The 19,833-nt window shown below is 63.2% G+C and carries 18 protein-coding genes and 1 tRNA gene; 13 read left to right on the top strand and 6 right to left on the bottom strand.

Going from position 1 to position 19,833, the window contains the following annotated elements; all coding sequences use genetic code 11:
- Nucleotides 1-81: 81 nt before the first annotated feature.
- The gene (locus AC0QDI_RS04350) at nucleotides 82-567 is read right to left on the bottom strand and encodes a DUF309 domain-containing protein (protein ID WP_474665560.1); all 486 of its coding nucleotides are present in this window, start codon (nucleotides 565-567) and stop codon (nucleotides 82-84) included.
- Nucleotides 568-669: 102 nt separating this feature from the next.
- Between AC0QDI_RS04350 and AC0QDI_RS04345 the strand changes: the two genes are divergently transcribed.
- On the top strand, nucleotides 670-798 hold the full coding sequence (locus AC0QDI_RS04345) for a hypothetical protein (protein ID WP_474665558.1): 129 nt from the start codon (nucleotides 670-672) through the stop codon (nucleotides 796-798).
- 219 nt (nucleotides 799-1,017) lie between these two features.
- On the opposite strand, the gene AC0QDI_RS04340 is transcribed toward AC0QDI_RS04345, so the two are convergent.
- Both AC0QDI_RS04340 and AC0QDI_RS04335 read right to left on the bottom strand, forming a co-directional pair.
- Nucleotides 1,018-2,055, bottom strand: coding sequence for a hypothetical protein (locus tag AC0QDI_RS04340; RefSeq protein WP_474665556.1), 1,038 nt, complete (start codon nucleotides 2,053-2,055; stop codon nucleotides 1,018-1,020).
- A gap of 26 nt (nucleotides 2,056-2,081) precedes the next feature.
- On the bottom strand, nucleotides 2,082-2,312 hold the full coding sequence (locus AC0QDI_RS04335) for a DUF8108 domain-containing protein (RefSeq protein ID WP_098727041.1): 231 nt from the start codon (nucleotides 2,310-2,312) through the stop codon (nucleotides 2,082-2,084).
- 319 nt (nucleotides 2,313-2,631) lie between these two features.
- Between AC0QDI_RS04335 and AC0QDI_RS04330 the strand changes: the two genes are divergently transcribed.
- The 4 genes from AC0QDI_RS04330 (at nucleotide 2,632) to AC0QDI_RS04315 (ending at nucleotide 6,558) form a co-directional block, all read left to right on the top strand.
- Nucleotides 2,632-2,714 (top strand) — tRNA-Leu (locus AC0QDI_RS04330).
- Nucleotides 2,715-2,914: 200 nt separating this feature from the next.
- The gene (locus AC0QDI_RS04325; RefSeq protein WP_474665554.1) at nucleotides 2,915-3,718 is read left to right on the top strand and encodes an inositol monophosphatase family protein; all 804 of its coding nucleotides are present in this window, start codon (nucleotides 2,915-2,917) and stop codon (nucleotides 3,716-3,718) included.
- 513 nt (nucleotides 3,719-4,231) lie between these two features.
- Nucleotides 4,232-5,359: a DUF63 family protein gene (locus AC0QDI_RS04320; RefSeq protein WP_474665552.1), complete on the top strand. Its 1,128-nt coding sequence runs from the start codon at nucleotides 4,232-4,234 to the stop codon at nucleotides 5,357-5,359.
- Between the two features lie 161 nt (nucleotides 5,360-5,520).
- Nucleotides 5,521-6,558: a ferredoxin--NADP reductase gene (locus AC0QDI_RS04315; protein WP_474665550.1), complete on the top strand. Its 1,038-nt coding sequence runs from the start codon at nucleotides 5,521-5,523 to the stop codon at nucleotides 6,556-6,558.
- 98 nt (nucleotides 6,559-6,656) lie between these two features.
- Here the strand turns inward: AC0QDI_RS04315 and AC0QDI_RS04310 are convergent, their stop codons facing one another.
- Nucleotides 6,657-8,855, bottom strand: coding sequence for a CDC48 family AAA ATPase (locus AC0QDI_RS04310; protein ID WP_474665548.1), 2,199 nt, complete (start codon nucleotides 8,853-8,855; stop codon nucleotides 6,657-6,659).
- A 295-nt stretch (nucleotides 8,856-9,150) separates the two neighbouring features.
- Between AC0QDI_RS04310 and AC0QDI_RS04305 the strand changes: the two genes are divergently transcribed.
- From AC0QDI_RS04305 to AC0QDI_RS04290, 4 genes are all read left to right on the top strand, one after another.
- A complete protein-coding gene (locus AC0QDI_RS04305) occupies nucleotides 9,151-10,041 on the top strand; it encodes an NOP5/NOP56 family protein (protein ID WP_474665546.1) in 891 nt (296 codons plus the stop codon).
- Complete coding sequence (locus AC0QDI_RS04300; RefSeq protein ID WP_474665544.1) at nucleotides 10,034-10,669, top strand: fibrillarin-like rRNA/tRNA 2'-O-methyltransferase; 636 nt, start codon at nucleotides 10,034-10,036, stop codon at nucleotides 10,667-10,669. Before AC0QDI_RS04305 ends, AC0QDI_RS04300 begins: the two co-directional genes overlap by 8 nt.
- Nucleotides 10,670-11,164: 495 nt before the next feature.
- Nucleotides 11,165-11,593, top strand: a complete 429-nt coding sequence (locus AC0QDI_RS04295; protein WP_474665542.1) for a helix-turn-helix domain-containing protein — start codon at nucleotides 11,165-11,167, stop codon at nucleotides 11,591-11,593.
- Nucleotides 11,590-11,730, top strand: coding sequence for a hypothetical protein (locus AC0QDI_RS04290; protein ID WP_474665540.1), 141 nt, complete (start codon nucleotides 11,590-11,592; stop codon nucleotides 11,728-11,730). Before AC0QDI_RS04295 ends, AC0QDI_RS04290 begins: the two co-directional genes overlap by 4 nt.
- A gap of 83 nt (nucleotides 11,731-11,813) precedes the next feature.
- On the opposite strand, the gene AC0QDI_RS04285 is transcribed toward AC0QDI_RS04290, so the two are convergent.
- Nucleotides 11,814-12,368, bottom strand: a complete 555-nt coding sequence (locus AC0QDI_RS04285) for a DUF7282 domain-containing protein (RefSeq protein WP_474665538.1) — start codon at nucleotides 12,366-12,368, stop codon at nucleotides 11,814-11,816.
- A gap of 875 nt (nucleotides 12,369-13,243) precedes the next feature.
- Between AC0QDI_RS04285 and AC0QDI_RS04280 the strand changes: the two genes are divergently transcribed.
- From AC0QDI_RS04280 to AC0QDI_RS04270, 3 genes are all read left to right on the top strand, one after another.
- Nucleotides 13,244-14,497, top strand: coding sequence for an MFS transporter (locus AC0QDI_RS04280; protein ID WP_474665536.1), 1,254 nt, complete (start codon nucleotides 13,244-13,246; stop codon nucleotides 14,495-14,497).
- A 148-nt stretch (nucleotides 14,498-14,645) separates the two neighbouring features.
- Entirely contained in the window at nucleotides 14,646-16,238 is a 1,593-nt protein-coding gene (locus AC0QDI_RS04275; protein WP_474665534.1) for a fatty acid--CoA ligase, read from the top strand.
- A gap of 85 nt (nucleotides 16,239-16,323) precedes the next feature.
- Nucleotides 16,324-17,406, top strand: coding sequence for a glutamate--cysteine ligase (locus tag AC0QDI_RS04270; protein WP_474665532.1), 1,083 nt, complete (start codon nucleotides 16,324-16,326; stop codon nucleotides 17,404-17,406).
- A gap of 133 nt (nucleotides 17,407-17,539) precedes the next feature.
- On the opposite strand, the gene AC0QDI_RS04265 is transcribed toward AC0QDI_RS04270, so the two are convergent.
- Nucleotides 17,540-18,859 carry a dicarboxylate/amino acid:cation symporter gene (locus AC0QDI_RS04265; RefSeq protein ID WP_474665530.1) on the bottom strand — a complete coding sequence of 440 codons (1,320 nt, stop codon included), beginning with the start codon at nucleotides 18,857-18,859 and terminating at the stop codon, nucleotides 17,540-17,542.
- Nucleotides 18,860-19,118: 259 nt separating this feature from the next.
- On the opposite strand from AC0QDI_RS04265, the gene AC0QDI_RS04260 reads away from it, so the two are divergent.
- Nucleotides 19,119-19,823 carry a helix-turn-helix domain-containing protein gene (locus AC0QDI_RS04260; RefSeq protein WP_474665528.1) on the top strand — a complete coding sequence of 235 codons (705 nt, stop codon included), beginning with the start codon at nucleotides 19,119-19,121 and terminating at the stop codon, nucleotides 19,821-19,823.
- The last annotated feature ends 10 nt before the right edge of the window (nucleotides 19,824-19,833 follow it).

Below are 19,833 nucleotides of genomic sequence, written 5' to 3'. Positions count from 1 at the left end.
TCGCGTCCGGTTCTCCGCTCGAACGGACTCGAGCACGACCGCGACAGATTTCGGATCACTTCAGACCTCGAGCGAGTCGCCTCACTCCTCGAGCGAGTCAGCGTACTCGTACTCGACGGCTCGAGCGGTCGGTCGCTCGTCGTCCAGTCGTATCCGCCAGTCGTCGATCCGAGCCGGCTCCTCGAGGGCGTTCGTGAGCGCGGTTCGGACCGCGAGCACGTCGACCCCGTAGTAGTCGTTCGGGAGGCCGCGGAGGTACTGCAGCGCCGTCTCGAAGAGGCTCCGCATGCCGTCGTCGTTCTCGAAATCGACGCGTTTGTAGGCTCCCGCGGCCACCTGGACCATTCCGTGGCAGAACTTGCTCTCCGCGGAGCCGGCCCCGTAGTTGTACCATTCGGCCTCGAAACAGTCGTGGGACTCGTGGTACGCGCCGTCGTTGAACAGCCGAACGCCGCAGTCGGTCGCCCGGCGCAGCGTCGCGTGCTCCCAGCGACCCGCGGACGGATCCCAGCCGGTCGGATTCCCGGCCGGCGGCTCGACGGTGGGGTCGCGGGTGTGGTCGTCCATAATCGATGCCAAGGATCGGAGGCGGGTAGTTCCGTCGGTTAGACGACCTATAGCGTGTGTAAGCACCGTATTTATCACGGTAGGAGCCCCATATTCCACGAGATGGTCCAGCCCTACGGCCGCTGTCAGCACTGCGGCGAGCGCCTGTACGCGCACATCGAGGGCGGATACCAGTGTCTGAACTGCGAGCGGCGCTACACCGAGGAGGCCCTCGAAACGCAGACGCCCTGAGCGACGGGGCCCGTTTCGGTTCGGGGAGGTTTCATCGGTCCTCGAGCGAGTTGCCGCGCAGCCTCGCTCGCGATACCGCTTTCGAGACTCGTCTCGACGCGGTACGACACCGTTGAGGACGAGCGGAGGTTCGGGCGGCAGACTCCTAGTGTCAGCCCAAGATGTGTTCCACTGCATTGCCGTACAGTCGGAGATGAGAGTGACAGTGGAGATCGGATATCAGATCACGCCTTTCAGGAACAGATACGGTTCACGATGGAGTAACTCTGCAAGATTGTGCCGTGTGATTACGATAATCAGCAACGCCACTCCGAGAAGGAGAATCAGTCCGCCGAACACGATAGAGACGACCAGTTGCGTTTCTTCCGGCGTCGTAGCTAATACCGCTCCGGAAAGAACGGCGAATGCGTTGTTCAGGTAATGCAGGACGATCGGATAAATCGGAGCGATCCATAACAACTTGTTCAGATCGCGTTCTTCGAAAGCAGTGTAAACCGTAACAGAAATCATCGTTAAAACCGAGTGAAACAGAACACGATACAGGTAGAGCATGTCCGGTTCCCCGGCGTACGTGGTCGAGTGTTCGACCAGACCGAAAATACAGCCGATTACCAGAGCGATCGCGATGCGAGAATAGATCGATCGACCAAATATGGCTGCGCCAATAATCAACGCGACACCGAATTTCAGTAACTCCTCGAAAATCGGAGCGATGATCACGATTCGTTGTGCCACGTTCAATCCGACGAAAAGCACGCTCCACAACCCGATTACAGTGCAAGTGAGAGCGAAGTAGATCGGTGATTCGGCCAACTCATGCAGTTCGCTCGGAGCAGAATACGACGGTCTTTCGGTATCTAGCACCGCACCACAAACGAGGAAAATCCCGGCTGGAACGAGGAGAACGAGAAGCCACCAATCGGGTAAGAACTCTTCAGGGGGGAGAATCACGCCACCGTTTCGAATCTCAAAGATAGCGGCTATTCCGCCGAACAGAGCGGAAACGGCAATCCAGATCAGGGACGCAATCAGAATCACAGATAATACTCCGATGGCCACAGTTCGACGGACCGAATTCCCGCGTGAGAAATCGTGGTAGAGTCCGACATAGAATATCAATGAAAAAGACAGGAGCAGTATAATCATCGGTGGAGCAAGCGAGAGAGCCACGCGCCCAGTGTGGAACAAATAAAGCGTTGACAGAAACACAATCGTCACTGTCGCGGCTACCAGCCTAAAAATACGGATTGTATTCATGGTTACTCACCTCGCGATACGGCGCTTCAGACGTCGTCTTGTGCGTCCACTTTGATGGTTACTTCATCAGCCGTATATCGCTTGTACGCTGCATAAGCAACGTTTCCGATCCCGAGAGTCCACCAAAGAGTTAACAGGGCGACAACGATGTGTCCGAGAGCCGATCCCCAGTCTTTGTCCTTCACTCGGGCACTTCGCTCTCCTTGGCTTTTCACTTGGTACCCCTGTGTAATATAATCGTCAATAACTCGCTCCATTTCGCGTTGATCGTCAACTCTCCGAATCCGACTCATAGTAACTCACCTGATACGGCAGGGTTATAAATATTGATGTTTACTGACTATACATCGTTCGGGTAGATTCTGCCCTTACTGGCCCTATCGTGGACTCTCTCCCGTATTTCTCCTCTTTAACATAATATGTTATTTGTATAATTGATTATATAATAGTGCGGTCATCGAATAAAGGGCTCCCGAGGCGGTAGCGTATTACGAAAGTAGATTTCTCGTCTCGAGGAAAGTACCGAGATCTAAACCGGGTCATTTAACCCTTGTACGACACTACGAAAGCGTGCGTGCGAGGGTAGCCAAGCGGTCAACGGCGGCGGACTCAAGATCCGCTCTCGTAGGAGTTCGTGGGTTCGATCCCCTCCCCTCGCACTCACCACAGTGCGCGGCAAGACGGAGCGTCTTGCCCTCGCAAACTTTTGGCGCCGACCGTATCCTGCCCGAGCGCCCGCTCCAGCGACCGGCTCATCGATCGTGGTCGTCGAGAGCCGATCTCCCTCGAGGGGCCCGACGAGGGCGGCTCGAGGGGTGCAGTACGACCACTTTTCATCCCCGACCGTCGAGGATGGTCCGTGTACGAACCCGAATCGGACTCCGATCGTGCAGCCGTCGCGGCTCGAGCCGCGGGCGAGGGGGCCGCCGTCGCGGCCGACTCGTTTCGAACCGAGCTCGCCGTCGAGGCGAAAAACGGCAAGACGGACGTAGTGACGCAGGTCGACCGCGACGCACAGGAGATCGTCATCGAGACCATCCGCGAGGCGTTCCCGGACGATCCGATCGTCGGCGAGGAGGAAGACGCGCTGAAAGAGGTCCCCGAAACCGGACCGGCCTGGATCGTCGACCCCATCGACGGGACGAACAACTACGTCGGCGGCATTCGAGCGTTCGGAACCGCCGTCGCGGCCGTCGCGGACGGCGAACCGGTCGGCGCGGCGTTCGACTGTCCCGCCCTCGCCGATAGCTACCGCGTCGGCCCCGAGGGCGCGTCCCGCAACGGCGAGGCGCTGTCGGTCAGCGACTGCGCCGACCCGGAGGCGGCCACCGTCTGCCCGACGTTCTGGTGGGACTTCGACCAGCGCGACCAGTACGCCGCGGCCGCCCGCGCCGTCGTCGAGCGGTTCGGCGACATGCGCCGCTTCGGCTGCGCCCAGCTCGAGCTGGCGATGGTCGCCTCGGGCGCGCTCGAGGGGACGATGACCAACTTACGAGCGAACTCGTGGGACACCGTGGCAGGCGTTCAGTTGATCCGCGAGGCCGGCGGCGTCGTGACCGATCTCGAAGGGGACCGGTGGCGGCACGATAGTACGGGGATCGTCGCTTCGAACGGCGAGATTCACGACGAGTTGCTCGCGGCGGCTCGCGACATCGAGGAGTGAACGGGCCGTCGGATGCGGTCGGGACCGACGGTTCTCGAGTCGGAGTTCGGATATTGACGTTCTCTATAGCTACGATAGCATTGTGAATGGAGCAGTCGGTTCTAACGGGAATGATTGCGAAGAAGTGTCCCGCTATCGTGGCAACAGGGGATCGCCACACCCACCCCAACCGATTCACTCAGTCACCCCGTTCCTTCGTTGATCCACTGGAAGACGCTTATGCGTCTTCCAAGCTGTCACTCGTTCCACTCGCGACAACCTCGCGCAGTATCGTCGGCCGCCCTCGCTGGGCTCACGGTTCCCTCCGGTCACCGCTCTCTTTCCGAGGCGCTCACTGTGTTCGCGCCTCGCTGGCACTCGGCCGGCCGCCAGCGCGCGCCACCGCACGCCGGTTGGTTGGTCCGGAGCGATGCGTTGGTCTCTCTCGAGGTTCCTCGTCGGGACCGGTCGCGGGGAACAGTCACGCGCGTTGAAAATCGGAAACGGTAAGCGCCCCCCACTACGGGATTCGGTATGGACGATGTCATCGACCGGTTCGGGGCCGAGCGCGTCTGGGCCGCGACCGTCGCGAGTCTCGCCGCCGCGGTGATCCTCGGCGCGCTCCTGTTCCCACAGCGGATCTACGTCGAGATCATCTGGCAGTACTTCTGGGGCCCGGTCGTCGCCGACGCCCACAGCTGGAACTGCGCCACGTTAGTCGACGGCCAGGCGGTATCCTGTGCCGAAGCACCCGCCGACGCCGGCCCGACCGCCGAACCCGGCTACACGTTCGTCTCCTACGCCGGCTACATCCCGACCCTGGTCCTGATGCTACTCGGGGTCATCTTCCTCGTCCGCCGGCTCGAGATCGAGCGCTACCGCGCGGGCTTTTTCGCGCTGTTCCCGTTCATGCTCTTCGGCGGCGCGCTGCGGGTCGTCGAGGACGCCAACGCGGCGGCCTTCGTCCACACCGGCGAGATGGCCATCGACCTGCCGTGGTCCGGCTTTATCATCAGCCCGCTGATCTACTTCACCGTCTTCTTCATCGCCCTGTTCGCGGTCGTGTCCTCGGTCTGGCTCGAGCGCAACGACTACGTCTCGGGCTACGAGTATCCCTTGGCCGGGATCGGAACCACCGCGCTAACGGTGACGATCCTCTTTCTGGCGTACACTGCTGCGACGAAGGAGTACGCGGAGTTCTACCCGCTGGTCCCGCTGGTCATCCTCGTCGGTGCGACGCTGACGACGGCGATCACGTGGGTCGCACTCGAGCGGTTCGCGCCGGAACTGAACCGCGGGACGCGATACATGGGGATCGTCGTCATCTGGGCGCACGCGGTCGACGGCGTCGCGAACGTGATCGGCCTCGACTGGGCGACCTCGCTCGGACTCCCGGCGAACCTCGTTCCGAAGCACCCGATCAATCGGGCGATCGCGAACACGACGGCCGACGTGCTTCCGGCCGATATCGTCTCGATTACCGGCTCGGCCTGGCCGTTCCTGCTCGTGAAGATCGCCGCCGCCGTCTTCGTCATCTGGATCTTCGACGAGACGGTCTTCGAGGACAGCCCGCGCTACGCGATCTTGCTCATGATCACCGTCGTCGCCGTCGGCCTCGGCCCCGGTACCCGCGACATGCTGCGGGCGACGTTTGGAGTGTAATCGGCTCGGTTCAGTTTTCCCGCGGCTCGAGTACTGTCGTCACGTGCCGGTTCCGATAGTCGCGGACGTCTCGTTCCGAACGGCTGTTCGGCCGATGACATTCCCGAGTAGATAGTCTGGCAGGGGAGAACGTATTACACAGCGTCCTCTCATATGAGTGTATGGTCGAGACACCGGTTCGCGAATACGTCTCGCAACACGAGGCGATGAGCGAGTTACCGCTGCTCACGCAGTCGGCCGAGGTAACTGCGGTGGTGAAAATGGATGAGGATCGCCGGCCGGAGGTGACCGTGGCACTCAACCGCTGGCTCGAAGACGCGGGCCTCGAGGAAACATACGGTCCGGTGTCGGGCCCGGCCGACTGGGCCGACCTCGACGAACAGCTGGTTGCGGCCGGCGAAGCAGCGCTTGCGCGGCGAGTCGCGACGTTGACCGAGCGCTACGAGCGGCCCAAACCGATGCTCGTCCGGGCTCGTTTCGGCCCGGACATCGACTTTCTCGCCGGTCAGTACGTCGGTCTCGCGTACAACGGAACGCCGCGCGCGTACTCGATCGCGAACTCTCCGACGGAAGACGAACTCGAGATCTGCGTGAGACGGGTACCGGGCGGGAAGCTCTCGCCGCAGGTCTGTGACGAGCTCACCGCCGGGGACACGGTCACGGTTCGGGGCCCGTACGGGGAGCTCGTCTTGCAGGATCGATCGCCGCGAGACATGGTCTTTCTCGCGACTGGCACCGGCGTCGCACCGTTCAAGGGGATGATCGATTACGTTTTCGAGACCGGTCGCGACGAGTTCGAGGGCGAAAAGCGGGACGTGTGGCTGTTCTTAGGGACCGCGTGGCTCGACGACCTGCCCTACTACGAGGCGTTTCGAGCGCTCCAGCGCGAGCACGAGAACTTCCACTTCGTCCCCTGCCTGAGCCGCGAACCCGTCCTCTCGGACTGGGACGGCGAATCCGACTACGTCCAGCACGCGCTCTTGAAACACACCGACACCACCGCCGTGGCAGCACCGCTCGGCGACCGGCTCGAGCGCTGGCTCCGTCGAGAGCCCGACTCAGCCGTCGAAGCGCTGTTGGACCCGACCGATATCGACGTCTACGCCTGCGGCATCAATGCGATGGTGTACAGTCTCGTCAAAGCAGTCGAGCGACTCGGCGTGCCATCCGATCGCATCGAGTCGGAAGGATTCGGATAATCGGACAGTCGAGTTGTCGTCTCGAGACGTACGACCCGCCGAAAAGAATAGTCGTCCGAAAACCGCACAAGGTCGGCCGAGACACCGACGATCAGCCGTTATTCGTCCGCTTCGCCGCGGTCGTCGTCTTCTCCACGAAGCACCTCGAGCGCCGCTTCGAAGTGCGCTCCGGTAAGGACGATGTCTTCGACGGCCGTCGGCGTCTCCTCCGACTGCGACTGGACGTGTTCGCGCACTGCCGTCGTCGCCGCCTCCCGGCAGAGCGACGCCAGATCGGCACCCACGAAGCCGTCCGTTTCGGCCGCGAGATGGTCGATGTCGACGTCGTCGGCCAGCGGCCGGTTCCGGGTGTGGATCTTCAGGATCTCGAGTCTGGTCTCCTCGTCCGGCTCGCCGACCTCGATCTTGCGCTCGATCCGGCCGGCACGCGTCAGGGCGTCGTCGATGAGGTCCGGTCGGTTCGTGGCCGCGATGACGATCACGTCCTCGAGTTCCTCGAGGCCGTCGAGCTCGGTGAGCAGTTGACTGACGACGCGTTCGCCGACGTTCGAATCGCTGCCGCCGCTTCCGCGCTTCGTCGCGATGGAATCGATCTCGTCGAAGAAGATCACGGTCGGCGCGTTCGATCGGGCCTTCTCGAAGATCTCGCGGACGCCCTTCTCGGACTCCCCGACGTACTTGTCGAACAGCTCGGGTCCTTTGATCGAGATAAAGTTCGAATTGGCCTCGTTCGCGACGGCCTTCGCGAGCAGCGTCTTCCCGGTGCCCGGCGGCCCGTGGAGCATGATGCCCTTCGGCGACTGGAGGTCCACCTGTCTGTAGGCGTCGGGGTACTCCATCGGCCACTGGATGGCCTCCTGCAGTCGCGCCTTGGTCTCCGCGAGCCCGCCGACGTCGTCCCAGGTGACGTCGGGCGTCTCGACGAAGACCTCACGGAGCGCGCTGGGCGAAATTTCCCGGAGCGCCGTCCGCATGTCCTGCTCGGTTACCTCGAGCGATTCGAGCGTTTCGGCGTCGATCTCATCGCCTTCGAGGTCGAGGTCGGGGCGGACGCGTCGGAGCGCGTTCATCGCCGCCTCGCGGACGAGACTCTCGAGGTCGGCGCCGACGAAGCCGTGGGTGTTCTCGGCGTACTGCTCGAGATCGACCGAGTCGGCGATCGGCATCTCGCGGGTGTGGATCTGGAGGATCTCTTTCCGGCCCCGCGTGTCCGGCGCGCCGATCTCGATCTCGCGGTCGAAGCGACCGCCGCGGCGGAGCGCGTTGTCGATCGAGTCGACGCGGTTCGTCGTCCCGATGACGGTCACCTGCCCGCGGTCCTCGAGGCCGTCCATCAGGGAGAGCAACTGTGCGACGACGCGGCGCTCGACGTCGCCTTGCGTGTCGTCTCGCTTCGGCGCGATGGAGTCGATCTCGTCGATGAAGATGATCGCCGGCTCGTTCTCGCCGGCCTCCTCGAAGACCTCTCGGAGGCGCTCCTCGCTCTCGCCGTGGTACTTCGACATGATCTCCGGGCCGGAGATCGTCGAGAAGTCGGCGTCGATCTCGTTGGCGACCGCTTTCGCGATCAGCGTCTTCCCGGTTCCCGGCGGGCCGTGGAGCAAGACGCCCTGTGGGGGTTCGATGCCGAGCGCCTGAAACAGCTCGGGGTGTGTCATCGGCAGCTCGATCATCTCCCGAACCTGATCGAGTTCGTCGTCGAGGCCGCCGACGTCCTCGTAGGCGACTCCCGGCGGCTCGGCACTGTCGGCCGGTTCGTCTCCGCGCTCGACGTCGACGTCCTCGACGGACTGCTCGGCCACGGTGATGTCAGTCGACTGCGTGACGACCACGGTTCCCTCCGGGCCGGTCTCGACGATTCGGATCGGGATCCGGCGACTGGATCGACCCATCATGGAGCCGAATCCGAGCGCCAGCGGGACGGTCTGTCCGGCCTGCACCGCGCGGTTGGCCAGCTTCTCGCGGAGATACGAGGCGAGATCGCCGCGGATTTGCAGTCCGCCTGGGAGTGCGACGGACAACTCGTCTGCCGGTGCCACGTCGGCCTGCTCGACCCGAACGAACTGATCGATTCGCGACCCGGTGGCCTTCCGCGTCTGACTGTCGACGCCGACGACGCCGCGTCGTTGCTCGCCCGGTCGTCCCGGTCGGACGCGGGCGACCGCAGTCCCCGCATCACCCTGAACGGTGACGAAGTCGCCGCTGGAAACGCCGAGTTCCGCCATCGCTTCGCTATCGATCGCCGCAATACCCTTTCCGGCGCTTTGCCGGTCGAGTGGCTTGACAAGTAGTTTCATAAAATTCGATTTCCGGGCCCAATCCGTTCCCGAACGGGAACTGCTGTCGTCTCGGATCGCCGAGACGGGGACAGCCTGGACTTGGTACATATACTCGGCCACGACTGAAATAGGTGTGGCCGGGAACGTGGCTCTCGAGAATGAGTCCAGATACGAACAGTGATCGACTGTCCCGAACCGTCGACCCCGGCGCTGACACCGTTCGTGACGACGGTGAGGTCCCACCGAACGGACGGAGACCGGTCGTTCGTCGTTTCGGGAACGCATTTACAACCGCGGGCTCTACCCCGCTGTAATGACCGACGAGACCGATACCGCGACCGCGGGCTGGTTTTCGGATCTACAGCCGGGGGATCTCGAGGCTGCCGAAGACGCCATAAGCGAGGGCGAGGCCGAAGCACCGCGGGAGTGGCCCGCAGTCGCCGTCGAGGCCGGATACGTCGATTCGACGGCGGACTACTACGACCGGCTGCACGACGTGACGATGGCCGCGACTCGAGCGGCGGTCCGCGAGCGCGAGCGAGCCGACGATCAGCAGTTGGTCCACGCGATCAGAGCGATGGACGACTGCAGTCGGACGGCGAACGAACTCGCCGAGCGATTGGCGGAGTGGGCCGGGACCGTCGACCCCGACGCCGGAACCGGCGTCGAGTACGCGCGAACGCTGGCCCGCGGCGAGGGCGAGGACGGACTCGAGGAGCCCGCAATCCGCTCGCTCGCCGAACGGGTGGCCGACCTCGCGGACGAGGCGGACGACCTCCGCGAGTTCGTCGAGCGCCAGACGCCGGCCGTCGCGCCGAACCTCTCGGCGCTCGCCGAGCCCGTGCTGGCGGCTCGCCTGATCTCCCTCGCGGGCGGGCTCGAGGAGCTCGCGAAGAAGCCAAGCGGGACGGTGCAGGTGCTCGGCGCGGAGGACGCCCTGTTCGCCCACCTGCGGGGGCACGCGCCCTCGCCCAAGCACGGAATCATCTACACGCACGATGCGGTGCGGGGGACCCATCCCGACGAGCGGGGCTCCGCGGCTCGTGCCGTGGCGGGCAAGCTCGCCATCGCCGCACGCGTGGATCACTATTCGGGGGAGTCAAAGCCCGAACTCGAGGCGGAACTCGCCGAACGGATCGAGACGATTCAGGCCCGGACGACGGACGAGGACGCCGGGACCGACGGAGGTGCGGACGATGAGTGATGGGCTTCCGGCGGGAGTCGAGCGGCGCGCGTTCGACGGGGCCGAGCGACTCGCGACTCGAGGGGAGCCCGTCTACGGCGAGCCGACCGACGGCGAGTGGCGCGCGTGGAACCCCCACCGATCGAAGCTGGGTGCCATGCTCGAGTTGGGGATGGACACCGGCCTCGAAGGCGGCGAAACCGTGCTCTATCTGGGTGCCGCGAGCGGGACGACCGTGAGCCACGTCGCCGATTTCTCCGGGCCGACCTACGCCGTCGAGTTCGCCGCGCGGCCGGTTCGGGACCTCCTCGAGGCCGCCGAGAGCCGGGAGCGACTCTTCCCGCTGCTGAAAGACGCCCGCAAGCCGGAGACCTACGCCCACGTCGTCGAGTCGGACGTGGACGTGATCGTCCAAGACGTGGCTACAAGGGGCCAGGCGCGTGTCGCGCTCGAGAATCGACGCTTTTTGGATGAGGATGGTCGGTTGTTGCTAGCTGTGAAGGCCCGGAGCGAGGACGTGACTCGAGAGCCCGAGGCGGTGTTCGAGGACGTTCGAGAGGAGCTTTCGTCGGGGTACGAGATTGTGGAGACGCGGGGGCTCGAGGAGTATCACGCGGATCATCTCGGGATCGTGGCGCGGCCGCAATAAATTCTAACTGCTAACTCGAGTGACTTTTCAATTCTCTCGAATCGAGTTTCCCCTTAAGATACCTCTCACCGGCTTCGGTAATTGTGTAAACGCCGTTCCCGATATTTTGAGTCAGACCGTAGCTCTCGAGTTTCATGCAACGGTTGTTAATATGTTGCCGTGAGAAGGGAATGGGGCCTTCTTCTTTGATTTTCGTAGGGGATCGAGGACCGTTCTCATCTAAGAACTCGAGAATCCTATCATCGGCGAGAACCATCCAGTCAGCAGAAATCCGCATAGTACGCTAATACCCTCACGCCGTCAAATCATCGTCGGAAAGCAATTTAATCGATTAGAATGATCATATCGAATCTATCGTTAATTATACAATCTCTAAGAAAGTATGGTTGCTCAAAGAGGGATAGACAGACCTGACGGTCAGGCTCCAAACAAAAGTGAGCCGGTGCTAGTGACACTGAGCCTGCAAACAGTTCCCGAAATCACCCTCCCGAAGCCATGAACGACGATACTCCGTGGGGCCATGACCGCCCCGATCGAGCAGACGTCTCACCACCAAATTACCCCGCATCCGACGGAAGAACCGCGTGGATCGAACTCACCGCCTTCCAGCGCGACTGTCTCGAGGCGATCGCCCGACTCGAGCGCGACGGCGTCCCGGCCACCGAACGCGCGATCACACAGACGCTCGAGCGAGCGTATCCCAGCGTCGACCGATTGCGACTCGATCCGAACCTGCGCACCCTCGTCGGGCGCGGCCTCCTCGAGAAGCGGCGACTCGAGGCCCGCGCCGAGTACCGCCTCACCAATGACGGCCGCGCGCTCCTGTTGCAACGCGCCGAGCGCTTCGCGGACGCCTGCGGGATCGGCGCGACCGAGTTCGGAACGGACGAGGTGACCGCTCGAGAGGCGGGTGAGCAGGGATGATCGGGGCTCGAGACGCGGAGCCGATTCGGTGTCCCGACTGCGACGGGGAGCTCCCCGAACGCGATCCGCTGGTCGGGTGGTGGCTCTGTGACGATTGCGAACTCGCGGTCGACGGCGACGGAAGCCGGATCGCGTGACCGGGCTGTCGAGACGCCTCGAGCGTGCCACCCTCTCGATGGCGTCGACATGCAGCCGCGGTGGGGTTCGTCCCGTTTGCGCTCTAGCCGGCCGTCTCGTTCGTCTCGTTCATCTCGTCCTCGAGCGTGATCAGCGCGTCGTCGATGACCGGCTCTCCGTCACTGACGTAGGGGCCGTCGGCCTCGGGGAACTCGTACGTCTCGTTGCCGTTCGTGTCCTGGTGGGCCATCGCGATCAGGACCTGGCTCTCCTCGAGGGACTCGTTGAGCTCGACGGTCACGTTCTCGTGATCGCCGGCCTCGAGGTAGGTGGAGTTACCCAGGACCGCTCCGGGCTCGTAGTCCTCGGACATGTTCGTCACCGTCTCGTTTTCGGACGCGTTCTCATCGGTGAGCGCGGCCGCGTGGATGACGGCGAAGCCGCCCTCGGGCAGCGTCGTGTTGTTGACCACGACTGCGGTCCCGTTCGACGTCTGGTTCTCGAACGTCACGTTGGCTGTTTCGTTGGCCGTTTCGTTGTCGGTCTCGTTCGCCTGGGTCGCGCCTCCGGCGTCGGTCGCGGCGAACGCGATGCTCGCCCCCGAGAGGAGAACGAGCGTCGCGACGACCGCGACGCCGATTGCTCTTGTGGAAGCCATTACGACGGAATTACCGCCGTAGATCGGCAAAAATCGGAACTTTCGTTCGAACGTTTCGGATGCGGAAACGGCCACATTCAGTAGACGGGACGAGCGTGGTAATCGAGTTGTTCCGATCGTTAGTCCCGAAAATATATCCGTAATATCAGTTTCCGTCGAGAAGCCGTCGGCAGAGACGCGCCGAACGCACGGTAGCGGTCGGGGAGCTCCGCCGGGTCCCTGAACTGCTGTTCTCGTCCGATCACACACAGCGATCGTCGCGTGACCGGCGTGACTCACGGGCGTCTCATTCGGTCACGTGGCGGCCGTATTATTCGCATCGTTTCCCTCTGCATAACCTGAGAATTAGACATTACAGAACGTGAGGCCACCGAAATACCCATATCGTTCCAACTCCCAGACGGATACTGTATGGTCCGCTATGCCGAAGAGCCCTGCGACGACTGTAGTGGGAAGAAGATTCGACGGGCAGACGGGTCGGAGTGGTGCCCGAACTGCGCGCTATTCGATCCGCGCCAGCAGGCCGCGTGAGAGGGCCGGCCGCGAGTGTGAGTGGAAAACGGTGAGTAACGGCGGCCGCGACCCGCTGCGGACTCCGTTGCCAGCCGCCCGACTTCCGCACGCTTCCGTATCCGTGACCCCCTGAGCGACTCCACCGTTCGTCGCCCTCGAGACCGGCGCGCCGAGCGCTCCGGCGAGAGACGGTTCGCCGAGACCGGCGGTCGGTCACCAGCCCGAACGGGGGTTCGCGATCGACGAGCCGTACTCCGTCCCGGTGACTGCCGGAACCGGCCCCCTCGCTCGATTCCCGGAAGCATTGGCCGCTGACGTAACTGAAACAACCCGAGTATTGCTAGGCAGAGCAACGACTCACCGTGGCACATCCGATACGGACGATCAGACGGTACGCGAGGGAGACGACGGGCGACCTGTGGGCCGGCGGGCGCGGCTGGATTCTCCTCGCCGTCGGTGCCGGGTGGGCGCTCTCTATCGGCGTTCGGTTCGTCTACCCCGCGCTCGTCCCCTACTTGCAGGACGACTTCGGGATCGGATTGACCACGACCGGACTGCTGTTGACCTTGCTCTGGGGAGCGTACGCCGTCGGCCACGTGCCCGGCGGGTTCCTCGGCGATCGAATCGGCGAGGGTAACGTGGTCGTCCTCAGCGCCCTCATTTCGGCCGGAACCCTTCTCGTCGTCGCCACGGCGATGAACGTCTGGATGCTGTTCGCGGGAACGATCGTGTTCGGCCTCGCGACCGCGCTCTACGGACCGACTCGATTCACCATCTTCACGGACATCTATCCGGATCGGGCCGGCTCGGCCATCGGGTTGACGATGGCTGCGGGGAACCTCGGAAACACGGCCTTTCCCGTCGCGGCGGCCGTTATCGCGTCGTACTCCACGTGGCGGTACGGAATCGGTGCGTTCACCCCCCTCTTTCTCGTCGTCGCCGTCGGACTCTGGATGGCCGTTCCGAACCGCACGTCGAGCGGGGAAAGCGCGGTCGACGAACTCTCGAGCGAGACGCTCGCGCGGATCAAAAGCGGGATCACTCGCGAGTCCATCCCGATCGTCGTCGCGGTTCAGGTCACCGCCTCCTTCGTGATACAGGGGTTTTCCTCATTCTATCCGACGTATCTCGCGGTGGAGAAGGGGATCTCTCCGGCGGTCGCAGCGACGCTGTTCGGGTTGTTCTTCGCCGTCGGGGCGGTTATACAGCCCTTCTCGGGAACCATGCTCGACCGGTTCGGCGCGCGCCCGACGCTCGTCCTGTATTTCGGCGGCTGCGTCACCGGACTATGGTTGTTACCCTTCGTTACCGGTCTCGGTCCGCTCGTCGCGGTTACGGTTCTCATCAGTAGCTGGAACGGCTGTGGCGTGGTCACGCAGACGTATATCGCGGACTCGCTCCCCGACGATATGCAGGGAACGGGGCTGGGAACGTTGAAGGCGGGCTGGATGGTCGTCGGTGCGACGTCGCCCCTGCTCATCGGCACGCTCGCCGAGTACGGCTCGTTCGACCACGGGTTCTTGCTTCTGGCTTCGGTCGGGACCGTTGGATTGGTGCTCTCGATTACTCGCCTCTCGGACACCGGTCGATCGTCTCCGTCCGGATCGGAAACGTGAGCCGTTTCTGCTTCCTCTCGGTCGACCAAGCATCGAGCGAATCCTGGCAAATCGAAGGCGGATCGGTCGGTTTCGTCACCGCCCTCGACACTAACCCGTACTATTCTCACTAGAAAATATAAGGACATCCGTGGTACGGTCCATTGGCATGTCAGACCATCCCACGATAGGTGACACCCTCGAGCAGACGGTCGATCGCTACCCCGAGCGCGACGCGATCGTCTATCCGCGGAAGGACCAGTACTGGACCTACGCGGCGTTCGACGAGCGGGTAAATCGGCTGGCGAACGCCTTGCTCGAGGCCGGAATCGAGAAGGGAGACAGGGTCGCGACGGTGCTGTACAACGGCTCGGAGATGGCGCTCACCGTCTACGCGTGCGCGAAGATCGGTGCCGTCTTCACCCCGCTGAACTTCCGCCTCCCGGCGGGCGAGATCGAGTACATCGTCAACGACGCCGAGGCGAAGATGGTCCTCTTCGAGTCCGAAACGCGGGAGGCCGTCGAGGGGGCACGACCGAACCTCGAGTCCGTCGGGGAGTACGTGTTCATCGACGACGACCGCGAGGCGATACCGGAGTACGCGAGCGGATTCTACGAGATGCTCGAGTCGGGCTCGCCCGAGGAACCCGACGCTCATGTCACGGAGGACGACGTGTACGCCTTCATCTACACGTCGGGAACGACGGGGCGTCCGAAAGGGGTCGTCCACGAACACCGAGACATGGTCGAGCACAACCTCCTGTGCATCGCGGAGGCGAACATGACTCGCGACGACGTCGGCTTGTCGATGATGCCGCTGTATCACTGCGCCGAACTCCACTGCAACCTCTTCCCGCGCGTCCATCGAGGCGCGGCGAACGTCATCCACCACGAGTTCGAACCACAGGCGGTGCTCGAGGCGATCGAAACCCACGACGTGACGCTCCTGTTCGCGGCACCGACCGCCTGGAACGCGCTCTCGATGACCGCCGCCGAGATGAACGTCGATATCTCCTCGCTCCGGCTCGGCCTCTACGGCGCGGCACCGATGCCCGAACAGGTGCTCGAGAACTGTCGGGAACACCTCTGTGACGACTACCTTCAGGCCTACGGCATGACCGAGATCGGTCCCGCGGGCGTCTTCCAGCCGCCAGAAGACCAGCTCTCGAAGCAGGGCTCGGCCGGGCTGCCCGGGCTCAATCACCGGCTACGGATCGTCGAGCCCGATGCCGATCCGGACCGAGAAGTCGACGAGGGCGAGATCGGCGAGATACTGATCGCCAGCCCCTGTACGATGCGGGAGTACTGGAACCGCCCCGAGGCGACCGCGCAGTCGCTGCGCGAGGCCGACGGGACGACGTGGTACTACACCGGCGACCTGGGCTACCAGGACGAGGACGGCTACCTCTACGTCGTCGACCGGAAAGACGACATGATCGTCTCCGGTGGCGAGAACGTCTATCCCGCCGAAGTCGAGGACGTGCTGTTCGCCCACGACGCCGTCGAAGAGGCGGCCGTCGTCGGCGAACCCGACGAGGAGTGGGGCGAACGGATCGTCGCGTACGTGGTGGCCGACGGCGTCGAGGGGGCGGCTCTCGACGCGTTCGCGCTCGAGAGCGATCGACTCGCCGATTTCAAGCGCCCGCGGACGTACTACTTCGTCGACGAACTCCCCAAGAATCCCAGCGGTAAGATCCAGAAGTTCAAGCTTCGCGAGGACGAGGCGGGCCTCGAGCCCGAGGCCGAAACCGTCGCGTCCTGATCCCCGCGCGAGAACCTGGGCTAGGAGCCGGTCGGACGCACCGACTCCAAATCGTATTTACTATCGGGGACGAAAGCACGACACGATGGAACGCGGGTCGCGAGAATCGTTTACGCGCATGGGAACGCTGGGGATCGAAGAGGAGTGTTTCGTCGTCGACGCCGACGGCCGCCCGACCAGCGGGACCGACGAACTCGTCTACGAACACGACCCGCCCGAGATCCTCGAGGGCCGACTCGATCACGAACTGTTCAAGTTCGTCATCGAGACCCAGACGCCGCTGATAGCGGACCCCGGTGACGCCCGCGATTCGCTGCTCGAAATCCGGCGGGCGCTGGTCGAACACGCCGAAAACCACGGCTATCGCATCGCCGCCGCCGGTCTCCACCCGCTCGCGAAGTGGCAAGAACTCGAGCACGCGGAGAAACCCCGCTATCGCTCGCAGCTCGATCGGATTCAGTACCCACAACACCGAAACACGACGGCGGGCGTCCACGTCCACGTCGGCGTCGACGACGCCGACAAGGCGGTCTGGATCGCTAACGAACTGCGGTGGTACGTGCCGATCATGCTCGCGCTTTCCGCGAACTCGCCCTACTGGAACGGGTTCGACACCGGGCTCCAGTCCGCCCGCGCGAAGATTTTCGAGGCGCTGCCCAACACCGGCATGCCGACTCACTTCGAGGACTTCGAAGCGTTCGACCGATTCGAGCGGCTGATGCTCGAGACCGAGTCGATCAACGACCGCGGCGAACTCTGGTACGACGTTCGGCCCCACACCGCCCACGGCACGGTCGAACTGCGCACCCCGGACGGGCAGGCCGACCCCGACATCGTGCTGGCGTTCGTCGAGTACGCCCACGCGCTCGTCGAGGCCCTCGCCGAGGAGTACGAAGACGGCGCGAGCGGCCACCGACACCGCCGGGAACTGCTCGACGAGAACAAGTGGCGAGCGATCCGTCACGGACAGGACGCCTCGTTCATCGACCGCGACCTCGAGGGAACCGTCGAGCTGGGCGAACTCGTCGACCGCGAGTGCGAGCGCCTCGGCGTCGACGGTATCAGAGACGTGTACGAACGGGAAAGCGGCGCGGATCGGCAGCGCCGCCTGCTCGAGGAGGAGGGGCCCGACGCGCTGTGTGAGTCGCTCATCTTGCAGACGCAGTAGGTTCGTGGCGGTCGCTCGAGGGGTGAGCGACCGAAGATAACTTTCGTAGCGCCGAGTACGAGTTCACGCGTACGACCACCGATCGGTTCGTCTCGATTCGGATGCCACGGAGAGTCGTCCGTCGCGGTCTCGTTCAGTCGTCCGTCGCACTCACGGACTCGTCACCGAACTCGGCCGGTGCGTCGGCCCAGACGCCGCTCGTGAGATCGATCGCGTCGTTCCACTTCGCGACGACCGTGGTCACCGCGAGGTCGCCCGCGATGTTGTTCATCGTCCGAAGGCGATCGAGCAGGGGGTCGATACCCGCGATCATCCCGATGACCTCGAGCGGGAGTCCCACCTGCGTCAACACCGCGGTCATCATCACGAGGCTCGCACTGGGAACGCCCGCAGTGCCGATACTCGCGAGGAGTGCGGTGAGCAGGATGGCGAACTGTTCGGCCAGCGTCAGGGAGACGCCGACCATGTTCGCGGCGAAGACCGCGACGATGCCGAGGTACATCGACGTCCCGTCCATATTGACGGTCGCGCCCAGCGGGAGCGAGAAGCCGTACACGCGCTCTTCGACGCGGAGGTTCTCGTCGGCGTCCGACATCGTGACGGGGAGCGTCGCGGTGGACGACCGGATACTGAGCGCCGTGATGAGCGCCTCCTTGATACCACGGAGGAAGTCCACTGGTGACGCACCGACTGCCCCTCGGATGAGCAGGAGTAGATAGACGAGGGTGATCTGGAGGCCGACAGCGATCACGAGCGTCATGGAGAGAGAGAAGTACGCCCGAATCGCTTGCACGCCGACTTCCCCGAACAACGCCGCCATGAGCGCGAACACACCGATGACGCCGAACTCCATGATCCCCCAGACGATTTTGAACATGACCTCCGCTCCGGCGTCGACGACGTCGAAGATGGTGTCGATGCCGTTTCGAACCGCCGAGTCCGGTTCGACTTCCGCTCGCACCATCGTCATCCCGAGGCCGAAGATGAGCGTGAAAAAGATGATCGCGAGGATGTTCCCCTCGGCTATCGCAGCGAACGGATTCGCAGGAACGATATTGAATACCTGATCCACGAGCGACGGGGTCTGTTCGGTCTGGACGTCCGTCTCCTCTATGGTCATCCCCGTCCCGGGATCGATGAGATTGCTTACACCGAGCCCCATCGCGATCGCGACGACCGTCGTTGCGATATACAGGAGCACGACCTGCCCGCCGACCCTCCCCAAATTCTTCGGGGAGAGTTCTCGCGTCGCCATCAACAGTGTGAAGATAATGATGGGCACGATGATCATCTCGAGTAATCGGACGAACAGATCTCCAACCGGCTGCAGTGACGTCGCCGGTTGACCGGCTATTAGTCCAACCAGAGCACCGAGAACGAACGCTGCTCCGATTCGATAAACGATTGGAACTGACCGGTATTGTCGCCATGTCGACCGAAATATGCCAGTCATACCCTTCAATATGAGAATTTGAAATTAGGTAATAGTCCTTCCGGATTAGAACGATCTCCTCAAATCGCTATAATAAATAGCTGCGGTACAATCTATAAGCTGAACCAGCACGGAGCGAAACGGACTGAGGCGTGCGATTTCGGGCGGAAGTCGCATCGAAACCGCCGCGCGTCACTCCGATGACCGTCTCCGAACGGTGCCGAGTCGGCCCCACAAAGGTTTAACTCCGCTCGAGGCCTCATCCTGTACGAGAACCCACATGAGGTCCGACGACACGGACGAGCATCCGGTCGATACCGATGACGGAGACGAATCGCTCGAGGGACCGGACGATGTCGTCGAGCGCGAGGCCGGCCGAAACCCGGCCGTCGAGGAGCTCGATCAGCGGATCGTCGACCTGCTCTCGTGGATCCTTGACACGGAAACTCGCGCGAAGATCTACGTCTACCTGCTGGCGGACCCCGGACGTACCTCCGAAGAGGTCGCGACGGGGACCGGGCTCTATCCCAGCACGGTTCGCGAGGCGCTGGCGGAACTCCACGAGGAAGGCCGCGTCTCGCGCGAAAAACGCGCCAGCGAGGGGGCCGGGAACAACCCCTACGAGTACACCGCGATCCAGCCCAGCGAACTCGTCGGCGGCGTCGTCGATCAGGTGCAACGAGAGCTGAACACCATCTTCACGCTCGATCGCGTCCTCGACCGTGAGGACGATCGCGACGCCCGAGCCGAACTCGAGGAGTACGTCGAACCGGTGACGATCACCGTCGACGACACGGCACCGACGAGCGACGACGACGCAGCGACGGATGCAGATCCCGATACCGACCCGGACGCCGACATCATCGAGTTCGAGGACGACGTGCAGATCGACACCGTCGATACCGACTCCGACGAAGGAGACGAGAGCGACCACGTCGGCGAGGGCGAAAGCGACGATTCCGACGCCCGGGCTGACGACGAATAACTCATCGGAC

This window comes from Natrinema sp. LJW11 (assembly GCF_056135975.1).
The sequence above is the reverse complement of the archived record's forward strand: the minus strand, read 5'-3'. Positions and strand labels throughout refer to the sequence as shown.